18 protein-coding genes and 1 pseudogene are annotated in these 21,835 nt (G+C 65.8%); 5 read left to right on the forward strand and 14 right to left on the reverse strand.

What is annotated here, in order from left to right; all coding sequences use genetic code 11:
* Positions 1-294: 294 nt before the first annotated feature.
* The 10 genes from ACFDR6_RS03320 to ACFDR6_RS03365 form a co-directional block, all read right to left on the reverse strand.
* Complete coding sequence (locus tag ACFDR6_RS03320) at positions 295-1,233, reverse strand: dihydrodipicolinate synthase family protein (protein ID WP_375857369.1); 939 nt, start codon at positions 1,231-1,233, stop codon at positions 295-297.
* A gap of 222 nt (positions 1,234-1,455) precedes the next feature.
* A complete protein-coding gene (locus ACFDR6_RS03325; protein ID WP_212084430.1) occupies positions 1,456-3,537 on the reverse strand; it encodes a methyl-accepting chemotaxis protein in 2,082 nt (693 codons plus the stop codon).
* Between the two features lie 121 nt (positions 3,538-3,658).
* Positions 3,659-4,429 carry an enoyl-CoA hydratase gene (locus ACFDR6_RS03330; protein WP_375857370.1) on the reverse strand — a complete coding sequence of 257 codons (771 nt, stop codon included), beginning with the start codon at positions 4,427-4,429 and terminating at the stop codon, positions 3,659-3,661.
* 12 nt (positions 4,430-4,441) lie between these two features.
* Positions 4,442-4,906 (reverse strand): MarR family winged helix-turn-helix transcriptional regulator, encoded by a 465-nt coding sequence (locus ACFDR6_RS03335; protein ID WP_375857371.1) that lies wholly within the window; start codon positions 4,904-4,906, stop codon positions 4,442-4,444.
* 48 nt (positions 4,907-4,954) lie between these two features.
* Positions 4,955-6,616 (reverse strand): tannase/feruloyl esterase family alpha/beta hydrolase, encoded by a 1,662-nt coding sequence (locus ACFDR6_RS03340; protein WP_375857372.1) that lies wholly within the window; start codon positions 6,614-6,616, stop codon positions 4,955-4,957.
* An 83-nt stretch (positions 6,617-6,699) separates the two neighbouring features.
* Positions 6,700-7,944, reverse strand: coding sequence for a phosphoglycerate dehydrogenase (gene serA / locus ACFDR6_RS03345; protein ID WP_375857373.1), 1,245 nt, complete (start codon positions 7,942-7,944; stop codon positions 6,700-6,702).
* Between the two features lie 117 nt (positions 7,945-8,061).
* On the reverse strand, positions 8,062-9,294 hold the full coding sequence (locus tag ACFDR6_RS03350) for a rhodanese-like domain-containing protein (RefSeq protein WP_375857374.1): 1,233 nt from the start codon (positions 9,292-9,294) through the stop codon (positions 8,062-8,064).
* Positions 9,295-9,365: 71 nt separating this feature from the next.
* Positions 9,366-10,544: a PepSY-associated TM helix domain-containing protein gene (locus ACFDR6_RS03355; protein ID WP_375857375.1), complete on the reverse strand. Its 1,179-nt coding sequence runs from the start codon at positions 10,542-10,544 to the stop codon at positions 9,366-9,368.
* 2 nt (positions 10,545-10,546) lie between these two features.
* Positions 10,547-12,877 carry a TonB-dependent siderophore receptor gene (locus ACFDR6_RS03360; protein WP_375857376.1) on the reverse strand — a complete coding sequence of 777 codons (2,331 nt, stop codon included), beginning with the start codon at positions 12,875-12,877 and terminating at the stop codon, positions 10,547-10,549.
* A gap of 200 nt (positions 12,878-13,077) precedes the next feature.
* Positions 13,078-13,962 (reverse strand): dihydrodipicolinate synthase family protein, encoded by an 885-nt coding sequence (locus ACFDR6_RS03365; protein WP_375857377.1) that lies wholly within the window; start codon positions 13,960-13,962, stop codon positions 13,078-13,080.
* A gap of 175 nt (positions 13,963-14,137) precedes the next feature.
* On the opposite strand from ACFDR6_RS03365, the gene ACFDR6_RS03370 reads away from it, so the two are divergent.
* A complete protein-coding gene (locus ACFDR6_RS03370) occupies positions 14,138-15,550 on the forward strand; it encodes an FAD-binding oxidoreductase (RefSeq protein WP_375857378.1) in 1,413 nt (470 codons plus the stop codon).
* 8 nt (positions 15,551-15,558) lie between these two features.
* Complete coding sequence (locus ACFDR6_RS03375; protein ID WP_317241368.1) at positions 15,559-16,239, forward strand: GntR family transcriptional regulator; 681 nt, start codon at positions 15,559-15,561, stop codon at positions 16,237-16,239.
* A 6-nt stretch (positions 16,240-16,245) separates the two neighbouring features.
* Here ACFDR6_RS03375 and ACFDR6_RS03380 read toward each other — a convergent pair whose 3' ends face one another.
* From ACFDR6_RS03380 to ACFDR6_RS03390, 3 genes are all read right to left on the reverse strand, one after another.
* The gene (locus ACFDR6_RS03380; RefSeq protein ID WP_198172788.1) at positions 16,246-16,410 is read right to left on the reverse strand and encodes a hypothetical protein; all 165 of its coding nucleotides are present in this window, start codon (positions 16,408-16,410) and stop codon (positions 16,246-16,248) included.
* A gap of 125 nt (positions 16,411-16,535) precedes the next feature.
* Positions 16,536-17,480, reverse strand: coding sequence for a DMT family transporter (locus ACFDR6_RS03385; protein ID WP_212084396.1), 945 nt, complete (start codon positions 17,478-17,480; stop codon positions 16,536-16,538).
* A gap of 3 nt (positions 17,481-17,483) precedes the next feature.
* Positions 17,484-17,747, reverse strand: coding sequence for a hypothetical protein (locus ACFDR6_RS03390; protein ID WP_375857379.1), 264 nt, complete (start codon positions 17,745-17,747; stop codon positions 17,484-17,486).
* Between the two features lie 207 nt (positions 17,748-17,954).
* Between ACFDR6_RS03390 and ACFDR6_RS03395 the strand changes: the two genes are divergently transcribed.
* Positions 17,955-19,976, forward strand: coding sequence for a YgiQ family radical SAM protein (locus ACFDR6_RS03395; protein ID WP_375857380.1), 2,022 nt, complete (start codon positions 17,955-17,957; stop codon positions 19,974-19,976).
* Positions 19,977-19,991: 15 nt separating this feature from the next.
* Here the strand turns inward: ACFDR6_RS03395 and ACFDR6_RS03400 are convergent, their stop codons facing one another.
* Positions 19,992-20,285, reverse strand: a complete 294-nt coding sequence (locus tag ACFDR6_RS03400) for a DUF718 domain-containing protein (protein ID WP_375857383.1) — start codon at positions 20,283-20,285, stop codon at positions 19,992-19,994.
* Positions 20,286-20,578: 293 nt separating this feature from the next.
* Between ACFDR6_RS03400 and ACFDR6_RS03405 the strand changes: the two are divergent.
* Positions 20,579-21,038, forward strand: a pseudogene (locus tag ACFDR6_RS03405) (Rrf2 family transcriptional regulator).
* Between the two features lie 25 nt (positions 21,039-21,063).
* A complete protein-coding gene (locus tag ACFDR6_RS03410) occupies positions 21,064-21,747 on the forward strand; it encodes a class I SAM-dependent methyltransferase (RefSeq protein WP_375857385.1) in 684 nt (227 codons plus the stop codon).
* The last annotated feature ends 88 nt before the right edge of the window (positions 21,748-21,835 follow it).

Here is a 21,835-nt window from a genome sequence, read left to right on the forward strand (position 1 = left end):
ATGAAGAGGTATTAAGCGATGTCTTGGGATTCTCCGCAGGGCCGGTTGGCAGGCGTACAATATGTCATTGCCGGGCTGCGGGAAACCGGCGGAATCGCGCTAATTCGAAGCCTTCGGCCGAAATGCGGGCGCGACGTCCTACCCGCAGCCCTCGTAGGGCGAGCAAAGGCGCAGAGCGCCGTGCCCCCACTCTCCTCGACGGCAGACAGGTTGGTGGGCACGCTTCCGCCTTCGCTCTGCGAGCTACGGCGGACAAGTCGCTTTGCTCACCCTAGGCCTGCGGAGGCTGGGACTCTACTTCCCCCACCGCAAGGCCAGCGCATCGCGCTCCTTGGCGAGTTCCAGCAGGCCCGCGCGCGTTGCCGGATGCAGCGGTTGGAGCGGATGGCGCACGGCGTCCGACTTGATCACGCCGCCGGCTTGCATCATCGCCTTGCAGGCGATCAGGCCGCACTGGCGGTTCTCGTAATTGATCAGCGGCAGCCAGCGCTCATAGGCGGCCTTCGCCTTCTCCCGATCGCCGGCGAAATAGGGATCGATGATCTGGCGGATGCCGTCGGGATAGCCGCCGCCGGTCATCGCGCCGGTCGCACCGGCGTCGAGATCGGCCAGCAGCGTGATCGCCTCCTCACCATCCCAGGGACCCTCGATGTCCTTGCCACCAGCCTCGATCAGGCTGCGCAGCTTCGAACCTGCGCCTGCGACCTCGATCTTGAAATAGCGGATGTTGGCGAAGTCGCGCGCCAGCCGTGCGAGCAGCTCCACCGAGAGCGGCGTACCGGCAACCGGCGCGTCCTGGATCATGACGGGAATGTTGATCGCGCCCGAGAGCACGCGGAAGAATTCGACGATACCCTTCTCCGGCACGCGAAAGGTCGCGCCGTGATAGGGCGGCATCACCATCACCATGGCGGCCCCGGCCGCCTCCGCCTGCTGGCTGCGTGCCGCGCAGACGGCCGAGCTGAAATGGGTGGTGGTGACGATCACGGGAACCCGGCCCGCGACGTGCTCCAGCACGGCATGCATCACGGTTTCGCGCTCGGCATCGGTGAGAACGAACTGCTCGGAGAAATTGGCGAGGATGCAGATGCCATGCGAGCCGGCATCGATCATGAAATCGATGCAGCGACGCTGACCCTCGAGGTCGAGCTCGCCGCGCTCGTCGAAGATGGTGGGCGCGACCGGGAACACGCCGCGATAGGGGCGCTGGGCCTTGTGAGGGGTGACCGGCATCGAACTCTCCATCCCTGATGTGTCTTACGTCTGTTGCCGCCTACGCGACGCGGCGCCACAGATGTAGCCGCCGCACGGATCGGCGGCAATGCCCGCGCGACATCAGGTGGAGAATTGCGAGAAAGCTCGCTTGCGGCCATCCTTCGAGACACCCGCCTTCGGCGGGCCCTCAGGATGAGGTCCAGGTTCGTGGCGAGATATCGGCCAAGTGATCTAACGGAATTACGCGGTCTTCACCGCTCCCAAGAAGCCCTCGACCGCAACGCGGAGGCGATCGGCGTCGGCCGACATCTTCTTGACGGAGTCCGACAACACCGTGCCGGCGTTGCCGGTTTCCTGGTTGAGCCTGGCGACGCTGCCGATGGTGTCGGTGACCTCGCGGGTGCCCTGCGCGGCCTGCTGGAAGTTGCGCGAGATCTCGGTGGTCGCCGCGCGCTGCTCTTCGACGGCGGCGGCAATCGCCGTCATCTTCTCGTCGATGCCGCTGATGGCGCCGCCGATCGCGCGGATGGCGGTGACAGCCTGGCCGGTGGCGCCCTGGATTTCCTCGACCTGGCGCGAGATCTCTTCCGTCGCCGTCGCAGTCTGCGCCGCGAGGCTCTTGACCTCGCCGGCGACCACGGCGAAACCGCGGCCGGCCTCGCCTGCGCGCGCCGCTTCGATCGTGGCGTTCAAGGCCAGAAGGTTGGTCTGGGCGGCGATGGCATTGATCATTTTCACGACCTCGCCGATGCGGCTCGCGGTCTGGTCGAGAATCTCGACCGTCGCATTGGTCTGCTCGGCCTGTGCAACAGCCTCGCGGGCCTCGCGCGCGCTGGACTGCACCTGCGCGGAGATCTCGCCGACGGACGCGGAGAGTTCTTCGGTCGCCGCCGCGATGGTCTCGAGATTGTTGGTGGCCTGCTCGGCCGCGGAGGAGACCGCCGCGGTCTGGCTGCTCGATTCCGAAACCAGCGAGCGCACGCCGGTCGCGGTCGCATCGAGCTCCCGCGTCGAGGCCACAACGCTCTGGATGACGGCCTGCACGGTGTCGTCGAAGCTGCGGCATGCGGAATCGACGGTGCCGGAGCGGGCGAGTTGGAGTGCCTGCTGCGATTCGCGTTCCCGGCCCAGCCGTTCCGCAGTCGCCGCACTCTCGCGCAGGCTTTCGAGTGCGGCGGCCATGGTCCCGAACTCGTCGGGGTGCCGGGATTGCGGCACCGGCGTCGCGTAGTCGCGCGCACTGATGCGGGCGATGGCACCGAGAATGGCGCGCACCGGGCGCATCAGGCGATTGCGCACCACGTACACGCCGGTCAGGGTCACGGCCAGCGCGAGCAGGAAGGCGAACGATTGCACGATGAGGTTGGTGAGGGCTTTCGCCTGAACCATCTCAGCACGCGCGATCGACTGGTCGAGCGCCATGTTGGCGACAGCAACGATGGGCGCGAAGGGCGACTGGCACAGCGCATTCCATTCCGCAGCGGGCATCGCCGGCTTGCCGCTTCCGTCGAAATTCCTGGTGAGGTCGCCTATCTGCTTGAGGACGCCGTCGGTCTTGGCGCGCGCTTCCTTCGCCGCGTTGACCAGGCTCGCCGTCACGTCGGGTGCGGCCAGCAGCTCCTCCATGCCGGTCCACCCGGCGGTGACGATGCCGTTCCAGCCGGCCACGGTCTGCTTCTGGGTCTCGTCGAGCGGCTTGGAGGTGTTGACGTTCGGGCGCAGGGTCGAGCACTGGATGCCGTAGCGGTCGCGCACCTGCCAGGCGAGGCGGCGGGCCTGGATCATGCGGGCGATGAAGGGATCATTCATCCAGGCGCGGTTCGACACCGCGGTGGACGCGAGGTTGGCGGTCTCGATCACCTTGGTGATGCCATCGTACCAGGGGGCGGTGCGCTCCACCTTGCGCTCGGCGCGCGGCAGCTTGGCCTCGTCGTGGAACAGCTGGAACTTCGGCGCGGCCTCGCTCCAGCGCTGCTTCAGCGTGCCTGCGAGCTCGTCGCGACGGGCGAATTCGACGGTGGAGAGCGCCGCGACGATGGCATCAAAGCCGGCCTGCTCGGCCTTCTCGGCGGCCCCGAGCTTGGCGCGCGGATCGTCCTCGCCGAGCAACGCACTCTGGGCATCGCCCCGATTGTTGCGCAAGGACAGCACGCCATGGAAGATCGCCTTGTCGGCATTCGCAAGCCGTTCGGTCTCCAGACTATCGCTGTAGCGGCCGAAAGCCCCGACCATCTGGATCGCGGTCGAGGCCAGCGCGCCGGCGGCCAGCAGCGCCATCAGCGTCAGGAGAAGCGAGCTTACCGATTTCTTAAACATCGTCATGGGTCGAGGGCCTACTCTTCACGAGAGGCCACCTTGCATGGCGACATGCCAAGGTTTGGTTAAGACTTTAATCAAGAGCCTGCGGTGGTGTCCGCCGCAGCTCCTGGCAGGCCGGGTTCCCTCACCCGACCTTGGTGAAATCCGGCGGGCGGCGCTCGGCAAAGGCCGTGAACGCTTCGCGCGCCTCGGCGGTGCGCAGGCGCTGGGCGAACTGCTCGCCTTCGGCCTGCATCTGCGCGACCAGCGCTTCGCCATTGCGCATCAGCTTCTTGGTGGCGGTGAGGGCGCCGGCCGGCTGGCGGGCGAGACGCTTCGCGAGCGCGAGCGCCTCGGCATCGAGCTTGTCGAGCGGCACCACGCGATTGGCGAGGCCCCATTCCAGCGCCGACCTGGCGGGAACGGTCTCGCCCAGCGCGAACATCTCATAGGCGCGGGCATAGCCGATGCGCGCCGGCATCAACAGGCTGGAGGCGGCTTCCGGCACCAGCGCGAGGCTGACGAAAGGAGTCGACAATTGCACGTTTTCGGCGAGCACGACGAGGTCGCAATGCAGCAGCATCGTGGTGCCGACGCCGACGGCACGGCCCTGTACCGCCGCAACCAGCGGCCTGGTGCAACGCGCCAGCGACTGGATGAAGCGGATGACATTGCGGCTGCCTTCCGACTTTCCGGACGCCACAGCGGCAAACTCGCTGACGTCGTTGCCGGCGGTGAACATGTCGCCCTCGCCGCGGATCAGGATCACGCGGGCCGAGGGATCGAACTCGGCGGATTCGATACTGTCGGCGAGCTTGCCGTACATCGCATCGGTCAGCGCATTCTTCTTGTCGGGACGCGCCAGCGTGAGGGTGAGAATTCCGCCATCGTTCTCGATCCGGACGTGCTCGGTCATCGGTCTCTCCTTCTAGTCGTCTGAACTTCTTGTCTCTGAAGGTCTTGGAAACTTGTCCTGAATGCTGGTCAGCCAGCGTGCGACGATGTCGATCTCCGCGGCTGTAAATCCGTCCGTCAGTGCCGCATTGACCTCGGCAGCGCCGGCCTTCGCCTGCGCCAATGCCGTCCGTCCCTTCGGCGTCAGCCAGATCCGCCAGGCGCGTCCGTCCTCGCGATCGGCCCGCCGCTCGATCAGCTTGGCGGCCTCCGTGCGGTCGACGAGGCCGGAAATGCCGGCCGGACCCAGATCGAGCGCCGCGCCTGCCTCGCCCATCAGGACGCCGTCCTGCTTGCCGAGAATGAACAACAGCCCGGCCTGCGCCGGCGTCACCTCGCTCTCGGGCCGAGCCGCCATCCAGCGCTGCAGGCGGCGCTGCGCGACGCTCAGCAGGTAGATCAGCCGATGATGCCGGGCCTCGATGCCGTTATTTCGCATGCGAAATAGATAACCGGGCCCGGGGCGGTTGTCAAACCAGCCGTTTCGCTAGGGCGCGCAGGTAAAGCTCGCCGCCTCCGTCACCGCACCCGCCTTGTAATGCGGCCAGGCCGGCCAGCGGCACAGCGGCAGCGCGCGCAGTGTCGCGAACGACGGTGGCTCGACCTTCTGCTCGATCACCTCGAGATCGCCGGGCGCCTTGCCCTTCTCGACCCAGTCGACCAGCACACTGAGCATGTCGACATTGGCCGGCGCGCCGGAGCCGACATGATCGACGCCGGGCGCAGTGTAGAGCCGCGCGAATTCGGCGGTCTCGGCCTTGCCCATCTTGCGCTCGACGTTCTCGAAATAGCGGATGCCGGCATAGGGACTCTGGGCGTAGTCGGCCATGTGCTCGAGCATGATCAGACGGCCGCCTCGGGCACGGAAGCGGCTGAGATCGGGATCGGTCGAATCCATCAGCTTGGAGACCTCGAGCAGCCGCGCCTTGTGCTCCTCCACCTTGTAGGTGGTGACGTCGAGGTTGGGATCGCGCGCGAAGACGTATTTGATGCCGCCGGCGCCGTAGATCCAGGCGATGCCGTTGTTGGGCGCAGGCGGTTGCGCCGGCGGCGCGGTGCCGAGCCACCACGAAACCCAACCGCCGGTCGGACCGATCGCCGGCGTGTCCTCGCCCGACACGCCCCAGCCGGGATAATCGTCGAGACCATTGGCGAGAACGAACGGAAACTTGTAGGTGCCGTGCAAGGTCTCGATCGCCTTGATCTGCGGATCGGTCAGACACTGATCGCCGCTCTGGCCAGAGGCGCAGCGCAGCGTCTCGACCTTGAATGCCGCCTTGCAGGCGACGGGGTTCTGCACCAGCGCATCGTCGGAGCCGTCGGCCTTGTCGCAGGCTGCGCGCACGGCGTTGCCGACGAGCTTCACCTGCGCCGGATTGATCCAGCCCGGACCCATGGTCGCGAGACCCGAACGCGTGCCGGCGTGTTGCAGGCCGACCCAGTTGATCACGGGCACGCGGGCAAAGATGCCGTCGAAATCGTCGGGGTAACGCTGCGCCATGGTGAGGCCTTCGCGGCCGCCTTCCGACGAACCCATGAAGTACATCTTTTCCGGCTTCCTGCCGTAGGCTCGCTCCATCAGGCCAACGGCCGCATCGCGCACTCTCTTGTAGGAGCGGTGAGCGAAATTCTCGAAGGCTTCGTCGTTGAGTGCGAACACCTGCGGCGGCTCGCCTTGTTTCGTTTCATGGCCGGAATCGGTGCCGTAGGTGACGAAGCCGCGCGCAAGCGGCGACGGCTTGTCGAAGGGATAGGCGGGCGGCAGCGCAAGGCCGGTGATCAGCACACCGTTGAAACCGCCGCCGCCATACTGCAGCGAGCGGCCGTTCCATTCGACGGGAAGGTTGACCTGGAATTTGATCGGGGGCGCCTTGGGGTCGACCGGGTCGATATGGCCGAGCACCTTGCAGAAGCCGGGATTGGCCGGCGTGATGCGTCCGGACGGAGTCGGCCCGCGTTCGGCGATGGCGATTGGCGAGGGTGCCTGCAACGTGGTGGAATCAATCTTCACGGCGTCGGTGCCGCCGGCGAGACCCTTGCAGACGGTTTCTGCGTCCTCCGCCAAAGTCAGCGCCAAGGCGGAATTCGCGCTCAGCGCCGCCGCCGTGGCCAGGAGCCATACGCACAGCTTCGCTCTTGTCAGCGTCATCGTTCCCACCCGGTCTTATGTTTCTCGTTCAACCCACCAGAGGCCGCATTCAATGCGACCTCCGGCCTGCCGTCAATGACGCGCTAATGCTCGAACACCAGCCGCGCGCCGACCGTGCCGTCGAGACCGCGGATCTGCTCGAGCAGCGCGCCGGAATCCTGGCCGCCGAGATCGGCGTCGAGCACGACGTAACCGAGATCGCCGGACGTCTCCAGATATTGCGCTGCGATGTTGATGTCGCGCTGGAGGAAGACCTCGTTGAGCCGCCGCAGCATGCCGGGCACGTTGCGATGGACATGGCTGAAGCGCGCGCCGGAGGGGCGAAGATGCAGCTGCACCTCCGGGAAATTCACCGCGCCCATGGTCGATCCCGTGATGAAATAATCCACCAGCTTGCGCGCGACCTCGCCACCGATGCGCTCCTGCGCCTCTTCGGTGGAGCCGCCGATATGCGGCGTGAGGATGACGTTCTCAAGGCCCTGCACCGGGCTGTTGAAGCGATCCGCGTTCGAGGACGGCTCGATCGGAAACACGTCGATGGCGGCGCCGGCGAGATGGCCGTCGCGCAAGGCGCGCGCGAGCGCATCGAGATCGACCACGGTGCCGCGGCTGTTGTTGATCAGGAACGAGCCCGGCTTCATCGCCCGCAGCTCCTTCTCGCCGATCATGCCCGCGGTCTCCGGTGTCTCCGGAACGTGCAGGCTGACGACGTCGCTCTGCGCCAGCAGCTCGTCCAGCCGCTCGACGGGCTCGGTGTTGCCGTGGCGGAGCTTGTCGGTGCGGTCGAAATAGATCACGCGCATGCCGATCGCCTCGGCCAGCGTCGAGAGCTGCGAGCCGATATTGCCGTAACCGACGATGCCGAGGGTGCGGCCGCGCACCTCGCGGCTGCCGGTCGCCGACTTGTCCCAGCCGCCCTCATGCGCCGACACCGAGCGCGGAAAGATCCGCCGCAGCAGCATCACGATCTCGCCGATCACGAGCTCGGCGACGCTGCGCGTGTTGGAGAAGGGCGCATTGAAGACGGGAATGCCGCGCTTGCGCGCCGCCGCAAGATCGACCTGGTTGGTGCCGACGCTGAAGCAGCCGACGGCGAGCAACTGGTCGGCGGCGGCGAGCACCTCATCGGTGATCTGGGTACGCGAGCGGATGCCGAGCAGTGACACGCCCTTGAGGGCGCGCCGCAGGTCCTCGCCGTCCAGCGCCTTGGTCAGCCGCTCGACATTGGTGAAGCCGGCACTCCTGAACAGGTCCACGGCACTGTCATTGACGCCTTCGAGCAGCAACGCCTTGGCGTTCCGCTCAGGGCTTTGGCCTGGGGCTGGCATGGTGTCTCCTGAAATGGCGGCTTTGCCGCAGCTCTTAGACCGCAGAAGAGGCCCAGCACAATAGGGGTCGGATACGGGGAGAAGATGGCGGGGCGGTGGGTGGGCCCAAGAGCTGGGTCAAATCACATAGAACCCGTGCGTGCCGTCGCGGCGGAGCTGTTCGACGAGGCCATATTCCCAATCGAGATAGGCCTGCATCGCGGCTTGCGCGACGTCGGTACCTTCATAGGGCCGGCGGTAGCGATGGGCCGGATCCGGCTTGGGCAGCACGCGCGGCGGGCCGATCTCGAGCGCGCCGTCATAGCCGCCTTCGAGCACATAGACCTCCCAGCCCATCTGCGCCAGCCACGACGCCGTCATGTCGGCGCGGACGCATTTGTCGTCGGTCAGGACGATGCGCGCACCGCGCACGGGCGCAGCCATGTCGGTTTCCTGCACCAACTGGCCACCCGGATAATGCCGGAAGCCCGCGAGATGGCCGGCCGCATACTCTTCCGCGTCGCGCACGTCGAACCGGTACAGCGTGCGATTCGTCTGCGCGACAAGCGCAGCTATCTCGTTCGCGCCGATGTGGCGCACGCCGGCGCGATAGGCGACGTCGCGCGCATTGGCCGGACCGCCCTCGAACGGCCCGATCGCGCCGCGCCTATCGGCGCCGTGGTCGAGCGTATGTCGTGCCAGCGTCCACCCGATGGTGCCGTTGCGCAGCGCGCGAACCTTGTTGGGCACGCCGGCATTGATCAGCGACTGGGTGCCGATGATGGAGCGGGTGCGGCCGGCACAATTGACGATGATGGTGGTCTGGGGATCGGGCGCGGCCTGCCCTGCACGCAACACCAGCTCCGCGCCGGGCACGCTGACCGAGCCCGGAATGTTCATGGTGGCGTATTCGTCAAAACGGCGGACGTCGAGAATGGCGATGTCAGCCTTGTCGGCGATCAGCTTGGCCACCTCGTCGGCACTGAGCGACGGCGTGTGCCTGCGCGACTCGACCAGTTCGCCGAACGCTTTCGAATAGGAATTGACGTCCTCGAAGACCTCGTAGCCTGCGGTACGCCAGGCCTTCAGTCCGCCATCCAGCGCGCTGATGTTGGTGTAACCCAGCGCGGCGAGCCGCTCGGCACCTCGCGCGACCAGCCCCTCACCGTCATCATAGAGCACGATCGCCACGTCCTTGCGCGGCAGCCTCGTCTCGGCCTCGATCTCGATCCGGTCGGCGGACATGTTGGCGGCGAACAGCGGATGCCCGGTCGCGAAACCTGCCTCATATCGGAGATCGAGCAGCGCGATTTCTTCGCGCAGCAGCAGGGCGCGGCGGATCTCGGCGGGGGTGACGGTCGGGAGCTTCATGGCATGGACCTTAGCGAGGACAGGCCCTGGGCTTTTGACCGATTGGAAGCGTATTGGCTAGCCTTGAACGCTCACTCGCCGGGGACGAGCCGCCCGAGCGGCGGCTGTGCCGGGCGCCGCAGCCTGCGACGCGACAGATAGAGCAGGATGCCGGTGACTGCGAATAACGGCATCAGGATCGCGGCGATCATGAAGGCGAGCTTGCCGGGCCAGCCCAGGATTGCGCCGCGATGGATGTCGTAGATGGCCGCGATGATTGTCTCGCCAAAAGTTTTGTCGGCGTAGCGCTCCGCGGAGACCAGTTGCCCGGTGATGGCGTCGATGCGGAATTCATCGCGCGTGGTCTCCAGCAGCGACGCCTTGCCCCACGAGCGGATGCGGATCGCCGTGCCCGATCCCGCCGGCAGCGTCAGCAGAGCTTTGGAGAACCGAGCGCCTTCCTCGCGCTGGAACGTCATCCAGGCCTGGTCGAATCCGAACGGCGACGCCGGCTCTGCCCGGCCACCCGGCGACTTTGCGGGCATCTTCGCTGCGGCGACCTGCGGACGCGCCAGCAGCCGGGTTACGCCGTCCTTGTACCATTCGAACGAGAAATACAGTCCGGTCAGCGTCATCGTCAGATAGACCGGCAGGACCCAGGTGCCGATCACGGTGTGGAGCGTCCGGTGCAGTCCGCGGCCGCTGAGCCCGAGATTCGGCTTCAGCCACATCTTCACGCTACCCGCGCGACGCGGCCAGCGCAGCACGAGGCCCGACACCAGCATGATGATGAGGCCGATCGCGATGCTGCCGGTGATCGGGCGTCCCCAACCCTTGCCGTCGCCGGGAATCAGCAGCCAACGATGCAGCTGGCGCACGGTCGCGAAGAAGGGCTCGCCGCGGGGCGAGCCCAGGACGCGCGCGTCATAGGGATCGACATAGAGCGAAGCGGGCCGGCCGCCCCGGTCGTCACGGCCAAAGCGGACATGGACCGCCGCCGACGGATCGCTCGACAGCGTGACGGCCGAGACCTTGCCGAGGTCCTGCCCCGCTTTCAACCGCGCCACCAGCTCATCAGGCATCAACGCCGGCGCCTGACGCGGCGCGACCTGCATGATGCCGGCGTTGAGATGATCGACGATCTCGTCCTCAAAACTCATGATCGCGCCGGTCAGCGCGATCAGGGACACCAGTAGCGCGAGGACCAGGCCCGCGATGGAATGAACCTGGAACAGGACCGCCTTGATCGTGTGTCCTAGCCGCGCTGCCATCGCTAGAACTTCACCGTTGCTGACAGCGAGACGCGACGCGCATCGCCGATGGCGACGTTCAGATTGTTGACGGCCGAGGAGTAGTAGACGGTGTCGAACAGGTTCTTGACGTTGAACTGGTAGATCACCGGCGTGTTCTGGTGCTTCATCTCGTAGGTCGCGAAGATATCGGCGACAACATAGGACGGCAGGAAGAAGGTGTTGATGGAATCACCGGGGCGGTCGCCGACATAACGCGCGCCGCCGCCGAGGCGGAGCTGACCGGGCAATGCGGTGCCGAAGTCATAGACCAGATAGAGCGAGGCGGTGTTCAGGGCGACGTTTTGCAGCTTCTTGCCGAGCAACGTCAGATCCTCGGACGCCGTCACGCGGGCGTCCGTATAGCCATAGCTGCCGATCAAGGCCCAGCTGTCGGTGAGCCTGCCGGTCACGTCCAGCTCGACGCCGCGCGAGCGGGCACGGCCGACGGTATGGAGCTCCACGATGCCCGCACTGTTGGTCTTCGTCGTCTGCACGTTTTTCTTGTCGAGATCGTAGAGCGCCAGCGTACCCGAGATGCGCTTGTTCAAATCGAACTTCACGCCGGTCTCGTACGACACGCCCTCCTCGGGCGCGACGTTGGAATCGATCATCACGCCGATCGGCGCGATGGTCGAGTTCGGCTTCAGCGACTGCGTGTAGCTCGCATAGAGCGATATCTGGTCGGTGAGCTTGAAGATGGCGCCGCCGAGCGGAAGTACCTTGTCCTGCGACACATTGGTGTTGGTGATGAACGGCTTTCCGCGGCCGGCGATCTGGTCGTAGTCCATGTAGCGCACGCCACCGACCAGCGCGAACCGCTCGGTGAGATGCAGGGTGTCCTGGACAAACAGCGACCACTGGCCGAGCTTGTCAGTCTGGGCACTATCGGTCGGGGAAGCGGTCGTGCCCGGCCCGATCAGGCCGTAGACGGGATTGTAGACATTGAAGGCGGGAGTCGTCTGCCGGATCAAGGTGTCGCGGTAGATGGTACGATACTGACCGTCGCCGCCGAAGACCACGTCATTGCGCATGTTGCCCAGCCAGAAGCTGCCGGACATGTAGGACGTTCCATAGCTGACATTGCTGAGCGAGCCTCGCGTGCCGTCATTGCTCCGCGTCTCGTTACCGGTCGTGAAGTTGATGCCGGTGATGCGGAGCTGGTTGGCGCTGAAGGTTTCGGTGTTGTAGCTGTAGCCGGCGTAGAGCTTCCAATCCTGGTTCAAGCGGTGCTCGACCGAGGCCTGGATCAGGTCCGATGTCCCCCAAGTGTTGTTGAAGGGTTCATCCAGCCGTCGCGTCGCTGGCACCGCCAACGGTGCCTTGGTCACCGGATTGAACGCCGTGCCGCGATCGAACGGATAGATGAACTCGCGATGCTCGTAGTTGAGCTGAACCGTGGTGTCCTGGCCGTACCAGGCCAGCGACGGCGCGACCAGCATCTCGCGGTGACGGCCGAAATTACGCCAATAGTCCTCGCTGACGCCGTAGCCGATGAAACGATAGGCAAGGCCCTGATCGCCGATCGGACCGGTAACGTCGAGCAGGCCGTCCGCGCCGGTCTTCGAGGCACTGAAGGCCGATCCGAGCAGCGTGACGGAGCCGTGCTGATAGAGCTCCGGACGCTTGCTGATGGTGTTGACGATGCCGCCGGGATCCATGATGCCGTAGAGCAGCGAGGCCGGCCCTTTCAGCACCTCGACGCTTTCAACCGCGGGATTGAAGCTGCGGCCCTGCACCAGCGGCATGCCGTTGCGCATGATCGAGCCGTCGCGGTTGTCGCCGAAGCCGCGGCGGATCACGGCGTCCTGGCTGCCCGCCAGCGTATTGGTCTGGGTGATGCCGGAGACGTTGATGAGCGCATCATCGATGTTGCGCGGGAGCTGGTCCTTCAGCACCTGCTCAGGCACGACGTTGACGGCCTGCGATGTGTCGAGCGGCGAGGCGCCGCTGCGCAGCGTCGTCGCGCTCGGCATCGCGCGGTAGCCGAGCCTGGCGGCCTGCTGCGCGGCGGCTTCCGCGGCCGCGCGCTCCGAGAGCGTTGGCGGCGTGGGGGCAGGATTGCGGGCGGATTGGCGGCGAGCGGCCTGCATGCGGCGTGGCGATTGCTCCGACGCACGTGCTGGCCTGGACCGCGGCGCCGGGGCTTCCACCGTCACCGGCGGCAGCGCCGACTGCGCCCGCGCGCTCGTGGTATGGGACGAAAATCCGGTGAGCAGCACGACTACACCGACGAAAAGACCTGCACGGCTCTCGCCGGCACGATGACGATGGCTGCGGCTACGCAGGCCATCCACGGAGGCACGCACTTTCAATCCACTTCACGTCAGGACATTGAAGTGTGCGCGTGTAACAGCCGGCGAGATCGAGGAGAACCGTGGCCGAGCTTGAATCGCTCCAGTATGGAATCGTTCTAAGAACGGACCGGCATTGAGCGGCAATCTCTAATTGGCCTCGCGTCGGCTGCGACACGCAGTACGCGAATCGCGGCGGCGTGTCGCGATGTCGTGCGGTCTCACGCGATGGCAGGAGCCATCAACTCGTCGAGCTTCCGCTTGAATGCGGAGCCGTCCGACAATGCGCGGAGCGGCGGGCGCACGCGCAACCACGCGGGGTCGCCGGTCTGCGCCGCGATGATGGCCTTCAGGGTCGCGAGGAACGACGGCGTCTTCAGCACGATATCGGCCGCAGCCTGCATGCGCGGTTCGGCATCCTTGCCGTCGATCATCGCCCTGACCAGCTCCGGCACGATGTTGGCCATGCCGCAGATGGTGCCCGCGCCACCGGCGGCGATCGCGCGGGCGATGTCGGTTTCGTTCCCGACGGTGATGGCCAGATCGGGAGCCGCGGCACGGAACGCCTGGAACTGCTTGAAGTCGCCGCTGGAATCCTTCAGGCCCGCGACCACCCTGCCGTAACGCTTGCGCAGGTTCGCGGCGACGCCGGTCGGGATCGCAACGCCCGAGATCTGCGGGATATGATAGAGATAGGCGCGCAACCGGTCGTCGGAGACGCCGTCGATGATCGCGGCGAAGGCATCCTCGATGCCTTCAGCCGTGGCGCTGCGATCGAAGTAAGGCGGCAGCACCAGCACGTGACGCAAGCCGAGACCGAGCGCGGCGCGCGCGAGCGCGATGCTGTCGGTGATGGCGGGGAAGCCGCCGCCGACGCCGATGCGTTCCGGCGCGACACCAGCCTTGAGCACGGCTTCGATGGTTGCAACGCGCTCGGTGACATTGAACGAGGTGCCCTCGCCGGTGGTGCCGAACAGCACGACGCCGTCGACACCCTTGCCGAAGAGTTGCTTGGCATGAGCCGCGAGCTTTGCGGAATCCACGCTGCCGTCGGCCGCCAGCGGTGTCGCCGATGCCACCCAGAACCCGCGAATTGCCTCAATCATCACACTGCCCTTTGCTTCGATCCCGAGCTAAGCCTCTGATCTTCAAAGATCTTCCGCAGCCGGATCGGCCCTTGTTTTTGCTTTACTTTTTGTCTTGTACCTTACATACAAGAAGCGCGCAAATCCTTTTCCGGTGTCACGGCGTATGGCGCAGCCAGATTTTGAGGAGGTTCGCATGGACATGGTGACCCCGGCCGGGCGCCCCGACCAATTGCTCGGCGCCCTGCGCGACAAGCTCGGCGCAGCGGCGGTGCTTGTCGGCACCGACGTGCCGGCGCGCAATTGCAACGACTGGAGCGCGAGCCTGCCGCAGACGCCGCTCGCGGTGATCCGCCCCGTGGATGCGCAAGGTGTCGCCGATGCGATTCTGACCTGCCGGCAGGCGCGCCTGCCGTTCGTGCCGCAGGGCGGACTGACCGGACTGTGCCGCGGCGCCTCGCCCGAAGCAGGCTGGGTCGCGATCTCGCTGGAGCGCATGACCGGCATCGAGGAGATCGATCCTGCCTCGATGACGATGACCGTGAAGGCAGGCACGCCGCTCGAGACAATTCAGAAAGCGGCTGATGAAGCCGGCTTCTTCTTTCCGCTCGACCTCGGCTCGCGCGGCTCCTGCGCGATCGGCGGCAATCTCTCGACCAACGCCGGCGGCAACCGAGTGATCCGCTACGGCATGACGCGCGAGCTCGTGCTCGGTCTCGAAGTGGTGCTGCCCGACGGCACCATCATCACCAGCCTCAACAAGCTGATGAAGAACAATGCCGGCTACGATCTGAAGCATCTGTTCATCGGCTCGGAAGGCACGCTCGGCATCATCACCCGCGTGGTGCTGAAACTGTTTCCGAAACCGCGCTCGACCATGGCGGCGCTCTGTGCGCTGAAGGACTATGCCGCGGTGGTCGCGCTGCTCGGCGCGGCGCGCAGCGGGCTCGGCCCGCTGCTGTCGGCGTTCGAGGTGATGTGGCCGGACTATTGGGACGTGATCACGACCCGCGCCGGCGTGAAGCCGCCGGTCACCGCAGGTCACGGCCTCTACGTGCTGGTCGAGGCGCAGGGCACCGACGAGAGCGTCGACGCGCCGCGCTTCCAGGCCTGGCTCGAAGAGCTGATGGAGCGCGGGCTGCTGGCGGATGCCGCCGTGGCGCAATCGCTGGCGCAGACGCAGGCCTTCTGGCGCGTGCGCGACATCTGCGCCGAGTTCGGCCAGGTGCTGGGCCCGCACATCTCCTATGATATCGGCCTTGCCGTGGCACGGATGGACGAGTTCGCCACGCGCTGCAAGGCCGCGCTGGCTTCCGGCATCGAGGGCTGCGAGAGCGTCTATTACGGCCATATCGGCGACGGCAATCTGCATCTCGTCTCCTGGGTCACCGGCCTTGCCGTCGAGCAGCAGCCGAAGGAGGAGATGGATACGATCATCTACGGTCTGGTCCGCGAGCTGGGGGGCAGCGTCTCCGCCGAGCACGGCATCGGCACGCTGAAGAAGAGGTGGTTGGGACATGCAAGGAGCGAGGCCGAGATCGCACTGATGCGGACACTGAAGGCGGCGCTCGATCCTGATCATCTGCTCAATCCCGGCAAAGTCGTCTGAGAGAGCAGATGCGCTCGCTCAAGCTCGACACGCCGAAATCACTGTCGCAGCGGGTGATGCAGCGGTTGCGGCAGGCGATCATCGAGGGCGAGTTCACCCTGGGCGCCGCCATCTCCGAGGAGATGGTGGCCAATTCCTTCGGCGTCAGCCGCACGCCGGTGCGCGAGGCGATGGGCCTGTTGCAAGCGCAAGGCCTCGTGGTGATCCGCCCGCAGGTCGGCAGCTTTGTGTTCACGCCGAGCGCGGAGGACATCAATGCGCTCTGCACCTTCCGCATCGCGCTCGAACCCAGGGCGGCCGAGCTCGCCTATCGCTGCGATCGCGACGGTGCGGCCGCCGCGATGAGCGATGCGATCGCCGCAATGGAGCCGGCGGTCGCGGCGAAGGACAACATCGCCTATGGCCGCGCCGATGCGGCCTTTCACGAGGCGCTGTTCACCCATTGCGGCAACCGCTACCTCGCCGAATCCTATCAACTTGTCTCCGGCCGCGTCGCCGCGCTCCGCACCAATCTGACCTCGCCGATCGACGTGCGCACCCGCACCTCGTTCGACGAGCACCGCAAGCTTCTCGATTTGTTCGCGCGCGGCGACCTCGCCGCCTTCGAGGAGTTGATGACCACGCATATCACCAATTCGGGGCTGGTCTATGCCAGGGCTTTGAAGGTCGAGACATCTAAGGTGGATTGAGCGCGGCTATTTCGCGTCCTTCGATCCCGGCCTGTCCAGAAAATCCAGCGCGGTGTTGATCTGCTCGAGCTGGTGCTCGATCTTGTCGCGATCCTCGACCGATGGCGCCTTTTCGAGCTGCTCCACGAGTTTCTGCTTCCGCAACAGCAGGTTCTCTATGACTGTACTCACGGCTCCCCCACGCCAGAGGCGAACGTTGCGAGCGCGCGCGAGCCGGGCCCGCCGCAACCCCTCCATCAGAATGTTCACGACACCGGATGGTTCCTGCGGATGAACCGGGACGCGTGCGGATGGAACTAGCGGCGGAGGCTGGCCCAGACGCCGCCCAGGATCAGCAAACCGCCGAAAAGATGGATCAGCTTCGGCGGTTCGCCGAGGATGGCGAAAGACAGCAGCGCGCTCGCGATCGGCCCGAGATAGAGCACGAGCGAGGTCCGCACCGAGCCGAACTTGCCGCCGAGCCAGGCAAAGCCGGCATAGGCGAGCAGGCCGGGAACGATCCCGGCGAAGACATAGGCCGAGAGCGCCTTGGTGCTGAAGACCTGCCCCGGCGACGCCCACATCTCTATGGCCGCGAGCGGCAGCGAGAACAGCGCGCCCGCGCCGGAGAACAGGCTGATGCGTGCCAACAGCGAGGCCTTCGGCGCGGCGCGCGATTGCAGCAGCGTGTAGCCGGACCAGCCGAGCATGGCGATCACGACGAGGCCGTCGCCTGCTGCGGTCTGAAGCTCGATCAGCGTCTGCGGATGGCCGCCGGAGATGATCAGCAGCGCACCGGCGAGCGCGAGTGCCGTGCCGAGCCATTGCAGCGGGCCGACATGCTCGATGCCGCGCACGGCCGAAATCAGCAGCACCGTGATCGGCGACAGCGCCATGATCAGCGCGATGTGGATCGCCGTCGTCGATACGCCCGCGGCATAGACCGGACCGCCGCACAGGAACATGCCCATGAATCCGGCAGCGAGGATGGGCCAGATGCTCCCGGCCAGCGTCACGCGGCCATCGCGGATCTCCTTGAGCGCGATCGGCGCGAGCCCGATGGCGACGATGCTCCAGCGGAAGAAGGCGAGCGCGAAGGGCGGGACCGAGCCGGCAAGTCCGCGCGCCAGAATTTGATTGGAGGCCTGCGCGGTCGCCACCAGGATGAAGCCGATCAGCGCGATCGCGCCAAGCCAGGCGTGCGTGGACGGTGATGCACCGGTGCTCGCGCCACGACCGCCGTCAGAGGTTCCCTTGCCCATGGATCAATCGGATATCCGATGTCTGCGGCGGTGAGAACCCCGACGACGGCTCGTCCATATGCATATGAGGCACGCGCACCATTCCGGAAGGCGCGGAGATGCCCGCGAGGAGAACCGGCACGATGGGGTGCGGGTGATCGAGAGCGAGAACACCGCGAGCAGCGCGCACAGCATGCAGAGCCTCATCCGCACCGTCCGACGATCGGTGATCGGCAGGAACAGGAAGAACAACATCGCCAGGATCAGCAGCGCATCGACCAGCAACATGGGGCTCTCCTAGAGGACTGGAGTGAGCATGACGCGACGGCACCGGCTGTTATGTGGACGGCGTCACACACCTGCCGCCGCTGGTCGGGGAGGAGACGGTAGGCGCTGGCGAACCCGTTAACGCAGCGCATGGGCGGCTGGGGAACCGCGATCTTTCACGCGTCCGTCGGTTGTATTCGCAGGCCCGGAGTCCTATGCCTACGCCCCATGGACACCCAGATCATCACCGCCGCAAAGCCCCTGATGGCTCAGGCCCGGCCGCGCAAGCCGGCACCGTTCCTCCCGATGAGCCGCGCCGAGATGGACGCGCTCGGCTGGGACGCTTGCGACATCGTGCTGGTGACCGGGGACGCCTATGTCGATCACCCCAGCTTCGGCATGGCCATCATCGGCCGCCTTTTGGAGGCACAAGGCTTTCGGGTCGGCATCATCTCCCAGCCCGACTGGCACTCGGCCGAGCCGTTCAAGGCATTGGGCAAGCCAAAAGTGTTCTTCGGGGTCACCGGCGGCAACATGGATTCCATGGTGAACCGCTACACCGCGGACCGCCGCATCCGCAGCGACGATGCCTATACGGCCGGCGGCGAAGGCGGCAAGCGGCCGGACCGCTGCACCGTGGTGTATGCGCAGCGCTGCCGCGAGGCGTTCAAGGACGTGCCGATCGTGCTCGGCGGCATCGAGGCTTCGCTGCGCCGGATCGCGCACTACGATTACTGGTCCGACAAGGTGCGCCGCTCGGTGCTTGCCGACGCCAAGGCGGACCTGCTGCTCTATGGCAACGCCGAGCGCGCCGTGGTCGAAGTCGCGCAGCGGCTCGCCGCCGGTGAAGCGCCGCGTGAGCTGAACGACATCCGCGGCGTCGCGCTGTTCCGCCGCGTGCCTGAAGATTACTCCGAGCTGCACGCCGACGATCTCGATTCCGCCGACGAAGGCGCAACCCGCCAGAAGGGCGCGACCGTGATCCGGCTGCCGGCGCTGGAGCAGGTCGAGCAGGACAAGGAAGCCTATGCCCGCGCGTCACGCGTGCTGCACCGGGAGAGCAATCCCGGCAATGCGCGGCCGCTGGTGCAGCGTCACGGCGACCGCGATCTCTGGCTCAATCCGCCGCCGATCCCACTGACCAGCGACGAGATGGACGCGGTCTACGATTTGCCCTACGCCCGCGCGCCGCATCCGTCCTATGGCGACGCCAAGATTCCCGCCTGGGACATGATCAAGTTCTCGGTGACGATCATGCGCGGCTGTTTCGGCGGCTGCACCTTCTGCTCGATCACCGAGCACGAAGGCCGCATCATCCAGAATCGCTCGGAAGGCTCGATCCTGCGCGAGATCGAAAAAATCCGAGACAAGACGCCGGGCTTCACCGGCGTCATCTCCGACATCGGCGGCCCCACCGCCAACATGTACCGAATGGCGTGCAAGGACCCGAAGGTCGAGGCCGCGTGCCGGCGGCCGTCCTGCGTCTTCCCCGAGATCTGCCCGAACCTGAACACCTCGCATGACGATCTCATCAGGCTCTATCGCAAGGTGCGCGAGACCAAGGGCATCAAGAAGGTGATGGTGGCCTCGGGCGTGCGCTATGACCTTGCAGTGGAGAGCCCCGAATACATCAAGGAGCTCGTCACCCATCACGTCGGCGGCTATTTGAAGATCGCGCCTGAACACACCGAGCGCGGCCCGCTCGACAAGATGATGAAGCCGGGCATCGGCGCCTACAACAAGTTCAAGCGGATGTTCGACGAAGCGGCCGAGCGGGCCGGCAAGAAATATTACCTGATCCCCTATTTCATCGCGGCGCATCCGGGCACGACCGACGAGGACATGATGAACCTCGCGCTCTGGCTCAAGGAGAACCGATATCGCGCCGACCAGGTGCAGACATTCCTGCCCTCACCGATGGCGACCGCGACTGCGATGTATCACACCGGCGTCAATCCCCTCCGCGGCGTGCGGCACGGCGGCAGCGACAAGGTCGAGGCGATCAAGGGCCTGCGCCAGCGCCGCCTGCACAAGGCGTTCTTGCGCTACCACGACCCCGACAATTGGCCCGTGCTGCGCGAGGCCTTGATCGAGATGGGCCGCCGCGACCTGATCGGCTCGCAGCCGCACCAGCTCGTGCCCGCCCACCAGCCGCCCGGCACCGGCAAGGCCGCCGGCACAAGGCGTCCGGTCCGTCCGGGCGACAAGACCCAGCGGTTCACGACCAAGGGCCTGCGGGTGATGAAGTAGCGGGCCGATCGCCTGCTAGAGACCGAGCACCACCTCGCCCGAAGCGGCATCCGTCACACCGCGGCCGTTGCCCTGGTCCTCGAGCACCGACCTGAAACTATCGAGGGTCTTGATCATTGCTGGTCGTGCCGCGAGCAGCGCATCCTGGCTGGACCATGTGCCGATGAGGCAGAAGGTCTGCTCGCCGGTCTTGATGATGACGCCATGCTCGAGGCCAGGCCATTTGGCCTTGCCGTTCCGGTGCGCGTCGAGGAAGGCGGCTTCCTCGCCCTGCTTCACCTTGAACTTCACCACATTGTAAACCTGCATGATGCGCCTCCAAAAAATGGATGGATGAAAACCGGCGCCGCGCGAGGTGAGGGACAAAAAGTCCACGCGGTGTCCGGCTGATTGTTGTCCTCGCGCGCGGCGGCGTCACCGTGACAAATCAGCATGGCGGCCTCGGTCTTTGGGCTCGCCGAAACAAAAAAGTCGAAAACAACCCCATGCACAGTAGCCGGCATGAGCGGGATCAATGGGTTAGCACGTAGCAAAATCGGGAGAATGTCATCGGGCCTTGGCCGCATTTGACATTTGAGCTATCACGTAACATATAGAGTTACATGAAACGAGATTCCCGGCTATCCGGCGTGCTCCATGTGCTCTTGCACATGACGCAACAACCCGGCCCGTTCACGTCCGAGACCCTTGCGAAAGCCATGGACACCAACCCGGTGGTGATCCGCCGCATCATGGCCGGCCTGCGCGACCTCGGTTACGTCCGCTCCGAGAAGGGGCATGGCGGCGGCTGGACGCTTGCCTGCGACCTGTCGAAGGTGACGCTGCGCGATGTCTACACCGCGCTCGGCAGTCCCTCGCTGCTGGCCATGGGCAATCGCACGGAGGCGCCGGGCTGCCTCGTCGAGCAGGCCGTCAACGCCGCGCTCGACCAAGCCTTCCGCGATGCGGAAGCGCTGCTGCTGTCGCGGCTCGGCGAGGTGACGCTGGCGATGCTGAGCGAGGATTTTCGCAAGCGCCTCGGCTCCCCGCAAGCTTCAAGGCATCAGCGCGCATCACGCCTGATGCCGGCTTCAGGAAGGACAACGCAATGACCAGCATTCAAGATATGTTCTCCGATCCGCAAGCGGTGGCGACCTACACCGAGGGACCGCCGCGCTTCGTTCCCGGCTACAATTCCATGCTGTCGATGGCGGCGATCCTGCTGGCCGAGCGCGCGCGTGAAGATGCGCGGATCCTCGTGCTCGGTGCCGGCGGCGGCCTCGAGTTGAAGACGTTTGCGCAGGCGCAGCCCGCCTGGCGTTTCGACGGCGTAGATCCGTCTGCGGCGATGCTGGCGCTCGCCCGGCAAACCCTGGGCCCGCTCGCATCGCGCGCACATCTTCACCAGGGCTACATCGACGATGCGCCGGAGGGATCGTTCGACGGTGCGAGCTGCTTGCTGACTCTGCACTTCGTCGACGTCGCGGAGAGACGCCGCATTGCCTCGGAAATCCGCCGCCGGTTGAAGCCGGGCGCTCCCTTCGTGGTCGCGCATTTGAGCGCGCCCGACGGCGAGGAGGAACGTCCGCTGTGGCTATCGCGGTACTCCGCGTTCCTGGCCGCCTCCGGCGTCGAGCCCGACAAGGCCGCGGCCGCGCAAAACGCCGTCACCAACCACCTGGAAATTTTGGAGCCCGCGCAGGACGAGGCGGTTTTGCGCGATGCCGGCTTCTCCGAGCCGACCCTGTTCTACACGGGCTTCACGTTCCGCGGTTGGGTAGCCTACGCGTGAGCTGGCAAGGCTTTGTCATCTTGAAAGCCGCCGATCCAAGCGAACACACACATTCTCTTCGCGCAGGAGTTTCTTCTTGGGCTCACGG

It is taken from the genome of Bradyrhizobium tunisiense (genome assembly GCF_042263385.1).
GTDB classification, from domain to species: Bacteria; Pseudomonadota; Alphaproteobacteria; order Rhizobiales; family Xanthobacteraceae; genus Bradyrhizobium; species Bradyrhizobium tunisiense.

Bases quoted from the DNA above. Each gene is read 5' to 3' on its own strand.
- ACFDR6_RS03320 (WP_375857369.1), bottom strand. From the start codon at position 1,233: ATGCCGGTCACCCCTCACAAGGCCCAGCGCCCCTATCGCGGCGTGTTC.
- ACFDR6_RS03325 (WP_212084430.1), bottom strand. From the start codon at position 3,537: ATGACGATGTTTAAGAAATCGGTAAGCTCGCTTCTCCTGACGCTGATG.
- ACFDR6_RS03330 (WP_375857370.1), bottom strand. From the start codon at position 4,429: ATGACCGAGCACGTCCGGATCGAGAACGATGGCGGAATTCTCACCCTC.
- ACFDR6_RS03335 (WP_375857371.1), bottom strand. From the start codon at position 4,906: ATGCGAAATAACGGCATCGAGGCCCGGCATCATCGGCTGATCTACCTG.
- ACFDR6_RS03340 (WP_375857372.1), bottom strand. From the start codon at position 6,616: ATGACGCTGACAAGAGCGAAGCTGTGCGTATGGCTCCTGGCCACGGCG.
- serA (WP_375857373.1), bottom strand. From the start codon at position 7,944: ATGCCAGCCCCAGGCCAAAGCCCTGAGCGGAACGCCAAGGCGTTGCTG.
- ACFDR6_RS03350 (WP_375857374.1), bottom strand. From the start codon at position 9,294: ATGAAGCTCCCGACCGTCACCCCCGCCGAGATCCGCCGCGCCCTGCTG.
- ACFDR6_RS03355 (WP_375857375.1), bottom strand. From the start codon at position 10,544: ATGGCAGCGCGGCTAGGACACACGATCAAGGCGGTCCTGTTCCAGGTT.
- ACFDR6_RS03365 (WP_375857377.1), bottom strand. From the start codon at position 13,962: ATGATTGAGGCAATTCGCGGGTTCTGGGTGGCATCGGCGACACCGCTG.
- ACFDR6_RS03370 (WP_375857378.1), top strand. From the start codon at position 14,138: ATGGACATGGTGACCCCGGCCGGGCGCCCCGACCAATTGCTCGGCGCC.
- ACFDR6_RS03375 (WP_317241368.1), top strand. From the start codon at position 15,559: ATGCGCTCGCTCAAGCTCGACACGCCGAAATCACTGTCGCAGCGGGTG.
- ACFDR6_RS03385 (WP_212084396.1), bottom strand. From the start codon at position 17,480: ATGGGCAAGGGAACCTCTGACGGCGGTCGTGGCGCGAGCACCGGTGCA.
- ACFDR6_RS03390 (WP_375857379.1), bottom strand. From the start codon at position 17,747: ATGTTGCTGGTCGATGCGCTGCTGATCCTGGCGATGTTGTTCTTCCTG.
- ACFDR6_RS03395 (WP_375857380.1), top strand. From the start codon at position 17,955: ATGGACACCCAGATCATCACCGCCGCAAAGCCCCTGATGGCTCAGGCC.
- ACFDR6_RS03400 (WP_375857383.1), bottom strand. From the start codon at position 20,285: ATGCAGGTTTACAATGTGGTGAAGTTCAAGGTGAAGCAGGGCGAGGAA.
- ACFDR6_RS03410 (WP_375857385.1), top strand. From the start codon at position 21,064: ATGACCAGCATTCAAGATATGTTCTCCGATCCGCAAGCGGTGGCGACC.